General features: G+C 69.1%; 7 protein-coding genes and 2 pseudogenes. 5 read left to right on the top strand and 4 right to left on the bottom strand.

Annotation, left to right across the window (positions count from 1 at the left end; translation table 11 throughout):
• Together BEK98_RS44070 and BEK98_RS44080 are read left to right on the top strand one after the other, a co-directional pair.
• Positions 1–2,187 (top strand): ATP-binding protein (locus BEK98_RS44070; RefSeq protein WP_143684242.1); only part of this gene is annotated, 2,187 nt, incomplete at its 5' end.
• A 369-nt stretch (positions 2,188–2,556) separates the two neighbouring features.
• Positions 2,557–2,940 (top strand): hypothetical protein, encoded by a 384-nt coding sequence (locus BEK98_RS44080; RefSeq protein ID WP_094222478.1) that lies wholly within the window; start codon positions 2,557–2,559, stop codon positions 2,938–2,940.
• A 69-nt stretch (positions 2,941–3,009) separates the two neighbouring features.
• Here BEK98_RS44080 and BEK98_RS44085 read toward each other — a convergent pair whose 3' ends face one another.
• Positions 3,010–3,273, bottom strand: a complete 264-nt coding sequence (locus BEK98_RS44085) for a hypothetical protein (protein WP_244202242.1) — start codon at positions 3,271–3,273, stop codon at positions 3,010–3,012.
• A 520-nt stretch (positions 3,274–3,793) separates the two neighbouring features.
• Positions 3,794–4,234 (bottom strand): hypothetical protein, encoded by a 441-nt coding sequence (locus BEK98_RS50495; protein WP_244202243.1) that lies wholly within the window; start codon positions 4,232–4,234, stop codon positions 3,794–3,796.
• A gap of 116 nt (positions 4,235–4,350) precedes the next feature.
• Between BEK98_RS50495 and BEK98_RS51475 the strand changes: the two are divergent.
• Together BEK98_RS51475 and BEK98_RS51480 are read left to right on the top strand one after the other, a co-directional pair.
• Positions 4,351–4,779, top strand: a pseudogene (locus BEK98_RS51475) (IS5 family transposase); the annotation flags it as partial.
• An 83-nt stretch (positions 4,780–4,862) separates the two neighbouring features.
• A pseudogene (locus BEK98_RS51480) lies at positions 4,863–5,162 on the top strand (transposase); the annotation flags it as partial.
• A 9-nt stretch (positions 5,163–5,171) separates the two neighbouring features.
• Here BEK98_RS51480 and BEK98_RS44100 read toward each other — a convergent pair.
• Together BEK98_RS44100 and BEK98_RS44105 are read right to left on the bottom strand one after the other, a co-directional pair.
• Positions 5,172–5,633, bottom strand: coding sequence for a GNAT family N-acetyltransferase (locus BEK98_RS44100; RefSeq protein ID WP_094222479.1), 462 nt, complete (start codon positions 5,631–5,633; stop codon positions 5,172–5,174).
• A 264-nt stretch (positions 5,634–5,897) separates the two neighbouring features.
• Positions 5,898–6,626, bottom strand: a complete 729-nt coding sequence (locus BEK98_RS44105; protein WP_094222480.1) for a TetR/AcrR family transcriptional regulator C-terminal domain-containing protein — start codon at positions 6,624–6,626, stop codon at positions 5,898–5,900.
• A gap of 109 nt (positions 6,627–6,735) precedes the next feature.
• Between BEK98_RS44105 and BEK98_RS44110 the strand changes: the two genes are divergently transcribed.
• Positions 6,736–6,967: FAD-dependent oxidoreductase (locus BEK98_RS44110; protein WP_167444418.1), on the top strand; the 232-nt coding region annotated here is incomplete at its 3' end.

A 6,967-nucleotide genomic window follows, 5' to 3' on the forward strand; every position in this document is an offset into this window, starting at 1 on the left:
GGCCGCGTCCTTCCCCTGGCGCCCGCGTCCGGCGGCGTCGGTCATCCCCTAGGTCCCGCATTCGACGCCCTGGCGACCTGCCTCACCTCCGCCGAACTCGCCGTCCTGGTGGGCCTTCCTCGCGGGCCGATGGCCGGACTGCCGATGCACGAGGTCGCCGAGTTCTCCCTCTCCGCCCCGCCACCGGAGCCGAAGGCCGTGACCGTCGGCCGTGTCACCGACGCCCAGGGCGGTGAACACCAGCAGGTCACCGTCTCCGACCGGGCGCTGAACCGGCATGTCTTCATCACCGGCATGACCGGTTACGGCAAGACCACCACCGCCAAGAACCTGCTGATCGAGGCGTACACCGAGCTGGGTGTGCCGTTCCTGGTCATCGAGCCTGCCAAGGCCGAGTACCGCCGGCTCGCCCAGCATCCGGCCCTCAAGGGCAGACTGCGTGTCTACGGCATCGGCCCGGACGCCCCGCTGCCGCTGCGGCTCAACCCGTTCGCACCGGTCCCCTCCGTGCCCCTCTCGCGCCACATCGACCTGCTCAAGGCCGTGTTCAACGCGTCCTTCCCCATGTTCGCCGGCATGTCCTACGTCCTCGAGGACGCGATGCTCGAGGTCTACACCGAGCGCGGCTGGGATCTGCACACCTCCGCCAACGAGCTGCTCGGCGCGCGCCCCTCCGCACCGGACGTCGCCGCGCTCACCCCGACCATCAGGGAACTCCAGGACAAGATCGAAGAAGTCCTGGAGCGGCGCGCCTACGGACGCGAGGTCCATCAGAACCTCGGCGCCGCACTGCGCTCCCGGTTGGGCAGCCTGGTGGTGGGCACCAAGGGCATGGCCCTGGACACCCGTCGCTCGGTGCCCGTGGACGAGCTCTTCGCCCGGCCGGCACTGATCGAGCTGCGGAACCTCGGCGACGACGAGGAGAAGTCCTTCGTCATGGCCCTGCTGCTGTGCCGCCTGTACGAGTACGCCGAGTCACGCGCGGGGGCGTCCGCGCCGGAAGGCGAGGAGCTGCGCCACCTGACACTGATCGAGGAGGCCCACCGGCTGCTGCGCGCCGCCCGGCCGCCGTCCGGCGCCGAGACCCCCGATGCGCAGGCCAAGGCGGTGGCGATGTTCACCGACATGATGGCCGAGATGCGGGCGTACGGTGAGGGCTTCATCGTCGCAGACCAGGTGCCCACCAAGCTCGCGCCGGAGATCGTCAAGAACTCGAACGTCAAGATCCTGCACCGGCTGGTCGCCGCCGACGACCGCGCGGTCGTCGCCGCGACGGTCAACCTCACCGAGCAGCAGAGCCGCCATCTGGCCACTTTGCCGCCCGGTGAGGCCGTCGTCCACGACGAGCGGATCGGCTCTGCCGTGCTGACCAGGATGCGGCCGCCCGAGCCCGTGGCCGTGCGGGTGCAAGGGGCGCTGGGCGCACCGGCCGAGGCCGACCGGGCGTATCTGCACCGTCACGGCGGCTGCCGCCGCTGTCCTGCGCCCTGCACGGTGCTGCACCTGGCCGACCGGGACAGCGCACGAGCCGCCGCGGACCAGGCGCTTTCCCCCTTCTTCGACCGTCTGCTGCTGGGCACGGCGGAGCAGTTGTGGGATGCCTGGACGGCCTGGCGCTCGTCCGTGCCCGGGGGTGGCCTGGCGTACTGCACCTATGCACAGGCCGCCAGGCGCCGACTGGAGGGCGTCGGCGGACCGTACGGCGGCGCGGAGTTGCTCGAGCGTGACCGTGTCGCGCGGATCCTGGCGCGACTGGCGGAGGGCTGGCTGAAGGCGGATCACCTGGACGGACCGGCACGTGAGCTGCTCCCCGAGATCCGTGCGGACCTGAACCGGACCATGGGCTCCCGCCCGCCACGTGAGCTGCCAGGATGCGCCACCTGCCCGAGCCGCTGCCGGGTGCTTCCGCTGGTCGCCCCGGCCCTCCCGGCCCTCGCCGCTCCCGTGAGCGCTTGCGCCGATCGCCCGGTCCCTCTCGACACCCGACTTCGCCAGCTGGATGCCCTGGCCGAGGAACACCTTCCCGACGCCTGCCAGATACTCTCCGAAGGCCAGAGTCGGCGATCCCTCCTCTACTGCATGATCGTCAACGCCACCGCCGCAATCTCCCGTTCCCGGCGGCCTACCCCGGCCACGGACGCCGTTGTCGCCGAAACCCTCGCGGCGCTGCGCGGTGAAACCCCGTGAACGGACCGCTCCTTACGCGTCGTCCCCGCGCGCGCTGGGTAGCTCCCGCTGCTCCAACAGCAGCCGATCCAGCTCCTTGTCGTCCCCGCGCGTGCGGGGGTAGCTCGGGAGGCGGCACAGGGCAAGGACGTCGGAACGCCGAGCGGGGGCAAGGTCCAGCCCAAAAGCGCAGCCAAGCAGCCATACGGAAAAGGACGCGTCCACCGTAGCCCGGGGCACTGGCAGCGGCCGGGGCCAGGACCGACGTCAGCGGCCGGGTGCGACTTTTCGCGGTGGATGACATCGGTCGAGCAAACTGACACCGGTGACGCCTGACGAAGGCGCCGATGCTCCTCACCCGGCCGCCGACCCGACGGGCAGACTGCACACATGCAGCTCCCCGCCGAAGCCGTTGCCGCCACCGTGCTGATCGAGGTCGTACGGATCTCCGCCCTCCCGACCAGGCGGGACGTCCCATACCCCGGCAAGGCGATCGCCCACTGGGCCGGGAGCGAAGCCACTGCCGCCCTGACCTTGATCGAGAGCCTGCCCAACAGCGAACAGCACCGCTGCGGCTTCTCGCCCGGCTGGAGCATCCGGGCGTACGAGGACTCTCTCGACCTAGCACTGTTCGAGGCGGCGTTCTGCTTCAGCTGCCACGAGGTCCGTATGCACGGAACGGCCGTGCCACCCGCTCTGGCCACGCAGTTCTTCGACCCGGACACCCCGCCGGCCCAGACCCTCCTGACTCTCTTCCGTACGGCAACCCCGTAGCCGACCGAGGATGGCAGAACACCCGCCCCAGGAGCGGAGGGAGCGGGCGTTCAGTCAAGGGGCCGCGCGTCAGCGGATGAAGAGTGCCGCAGCCCCCGTCGCGGCGCCAGCAACGCCGGTCAACGCGCCGACGACACCGAGCGGCCACCGCCGCGCTTTCAGCGCTTCCACTTCAGCGCTGAGCGCGGCCCAGGCCTTCCCCGTGTCCTCGCCGAGCCGCACGAGGTCCTGCTCATTGCGCGTCGACCGCTCGACGAGGACGGCCAGCGAGCCCTTGACTTCGGACGAACCCCGTTGCGACCGTACCGCCGAGCCTCTCCAGCTCCACCGCAACGTCCGACGCTTCTGGCCTGGTCATCTACACCGCCTTGGACAGGCTCGCCGAGTTCGGGGCGCCGACTGCGCGCGCGAGCATGCCCTTCAGCAGAGAGCCCACCGACGCAACCCCGGCACCGGCCGCAGTCCACCACATGTTTGCGTCGGCGGCACCGGCCGGTGAGGTGCCGGCGGCCTGCCACACTGGTCTGCGCGCGTCGCGGTGGGCGGCACCAAGGGGGAGGGACGCGATCGGCTGATGTCACGATGGATTGTGCTGGCCATACCTGTCGACGGCGTCGCGGAGGCTAAGCGTGACGCGCATACCGTCGCGGACTTGGAGGGCAGCCCGGAAGATGCAGTTGCGGCTCTTGTGCAGGTGGCGAACACCTTCGAAGGCGCCCTCTGGAAGGTGCGTCGCCGGGAGATCTTCAGGTGTTCCGACGGTCCTACTTCGTTCGTCTCCAGGGGCGCCTGGCGACCTACGGCAGGGGGGCGCCGCACCCGCGCTTCCCGATGACCGAGTCCGCGCGCTCGTTCAGCCGTCCTGCTGCCGGCCGAGGAGGGCGGCGAGCTGGGCACGCTGCTGCTCTTCCTCGGCCATGACCTCGGCGAGGATCTCCCGGTCGATGTAGCCGTCGACGGCTTCCATCACCAGGCGCTTGAGTTCGGCCGGTTCCAGTGCCTCAACCTCCCACTGCACGGGACGGTCGAGGTCGAAGCCGTAGCGGCGTGCGAACCCGGGCCAGCGCTGATCGTCCCTCTTCCCTTCGGCCGGCGGCAACTGGTACTCACGCACCTGCCCGTCCGTCAGCAGCACCCGCTCCACCCGCTCCCAGCAGTCGGTGCGCTGCACCCAGTCGCGTTCGATGTCGGAGCCGCCGGCGTCGAAGTCACCGAGGTTTCTCCGGGACGTCCCGAGTGTGCGGCTGGAGTTTCCGCAGATCAGGGGCGGTCCGGAGCACTGTAGCGGGTGCAACAGGTGTGGTACACGGAGCTAGGGCGTGTGTCGAAAGTGGATCTTGAACGTGAGATGATCTTGGTTCGTGGCACGTGGAGATCTGACGGACGCGCAATGGGCGGCTGGAACTGCTGTTGCCGAAGGGTAAGAAGCCCGGACGGCCGCCGACGTGGGCCAGGCGGCAGCTGATCGACGGTATACGGTTCCGGGTCCGCACCGGCATCCCGTGGCGGGACCTGCCCGCCGAGTACGGGCCGTGGGGTCGGGTGTACGACCTGTTCCGCCGGTGGCAGCGGGCCGGCACCTGGCATCGAATTTTCACCGCGCTCCAGGCTCGGGCCGACGCGAAACAGCTGATCACCTGGGACATCCACCGTCGTCCGGGCCCACCAGCACGCCGCTGGCGCGAGGAAAAAGGGGAGCTGCAGAAGGAGCCACCTGGCGGCGTCAGCATCGAACCGGACGACCATGGCCTCGGGCGCTCGCGCGGCGGCCTGACCACCAAACTGCACCTGGCCGTCGAACAGGGTCAGAAGCCCATGTCCATCGTGATCACGGCCGGGCAACGGGGCGATTCCCCGCAGTTCGAGCCGGTCCTGGACAAGGTTCGTGTCCCGCGTCGTGGGCCGGCAGGCCGCGCACCCGGCCCGATCGAGTGCGCGCCGACAGGGCGTACGCCTCCCGGAAGAACCGCGCTTACCTGCGGCGGCGCGGAATCCGCTGCACCATCCCGGACAAGACCGACCAGGCCCGCAACCGCAAGAAACTCGGCTCGAGCGGCGGCCGGCCCCCGAAGTTCGACCCGCAGGACTACAAGGCCCGGCACGCGGTCGAGTGCGGCATCAATCGCCTCAAAAGGCACCGCGCCGTGGCCACCAGATACGACAAGCTCGCGGTCCGCTACGAAGCGACCGCCCTCGTCGCGGCCATCAACGAGTGGCTATGACTGGCCACGTCACGATGGCGCTGCGTAACAGCGGATGGCCACCGTCTGGTGCGGGCTCCACTGCTGCTCGACCATAGCCATCAGCTTCCAGCCCAGCCGCTCATACAGGGCTGTCGCTGCGGTATCGGATGCGACGACGTCGAGCACCGGATGCAGGCCACGACGCCGCGCTTCCTCCACTGCTTGGCCGATCAGCAGTGCACCGATCCGATGTCCCCTCGCCTGCGGGGCAACGAACAGCCTGCTGACCACGGCGGTCATACCCCGCGTCGCCCCGTTCCGCTCACTCCACAACATCGGGGCCAGATCACCTTCGCCGCCTTGCGACAAACTGACATGCCCAACCAGGCGGCCTTCGAGTTCGGCAACCCAGGAACCCAGCAGGGGACCGCTTGACAGCCATTCGCCTGGCTGATCAGGCCAGTTCACCGGATAACCGTCAAGCTGATGGACCTCCGCGAGGACCCGCACACACTCCTCAACATCGCCATCAACCCTCTGCCGGACCCGGCGGCTCGGCCTCTCAACAGGCACCCCAGAGCTCTCGATGTTCACTCCGGCATAGAAACACAGGCCACAGAGTCACAACCAGCCGCTTTCGACACACGCCCTAGTCACCCTGATCGTTCTCTGATGCTGGCTCGTGGGAATCGCGCTGTGTCGGGGGTCCAGCTCGCGGAGGCCGGCGCCCGGGTGCGGAGTTCCCCGATGCGCCCAGTTGACGCCGTCGAATCGTCAGGGTCGGACTGGGAGGTTGGCCTCCCATCCGTCGAGGAGTCGTTCGAGTCCCAGCTCGAAACCGCGCTCGGCGCTGTCGGCCGCGTGGGGAAGTTCGGCATCACGAATGACGCGGGCGAGGAGTGGATGGCGCCCCGCCTTGACGACTTTGTCGAGGTAGGGCGCGTGGGCGTCCATCCATTCCTGGTTGCCGACTCCGGAGCGTCGGACGGCTTCCTGTTGGGCGAGTTCGCCGATGGCGTAGCCGCGGACGAAGGCATGCAGCGTATCGACGACGGTGATCATGACGTCGATGTCGAAGCCGAGGGGATCGAGGGCGGCGAGTGCGTGTTCGGTGGCATCGAGGGAGTTCGGTCCAAGTGATGGGCGCCCTGCCGCGAGGGAGGTCATCCAGGGATGCCGGTGGATGGTGGCCCGGGAGCGATAGGCCAGTGTCCGCAAGTCGCCGCGCCAGTCGCCGGTGGGAGCAGGCGGGCCGCCGTCTTCGGCCGCTACGGCGTCGAGCATGAGATCGAGCAGGTCGTCTTTGGATGCCAGGTAACGGTAGAGCGAGGCTGTGCCCGTTCCCAGTTCCTTGGCGACGCGCCGCATGGACAGTGCGTCGATGCCCTCGGCGTCGGCGATCGCGATGGCGGCGGCGGTGATCTCCGCCCGCGTGCGTGAGGGTGCGGGGCCTTTCGCGGCCCGCTCCGGCCGGTTCCAGATCACCGTGTGAGCGTCGTCCATCGGTTTCCTCCTCACTACTGCGCTCACTGTTCGCAGTAGTGCTATCGTGGCGCCATTACTGCGAACACTGTACCCGAGTAGAGCGTGTCCAGCCGAAAGGGAAACCACCATGACCACTCACGTCACCGTCATCGGCGCCGGGCTCGGCGGCCTGACCCTCGCCCGGGTCCTGCACCTGCACGGCATCCCGGCGACCATCTACGAAGCCGAGACATCGGCGGACACCCGCACGCAGGGCGGCCAGCTCGACATCCACGAGTACAACGGGCAGCTCGCCCTCGAAGCGGCCGGCCTCACCGACGAGTTCCGCGCGATCATCCACGAAGGCGGCGAGGCCGTGC

It is taken from the genome of Streptomyces diastatochromogenes, assembly GCF_002242805.1.
Lineage (GTDB): Bacteria > Actinomycetota > Actinomycetes > Streptomycetales > Streptomycetaceae > Streptomyces > Streptomyces diastatochromogenes.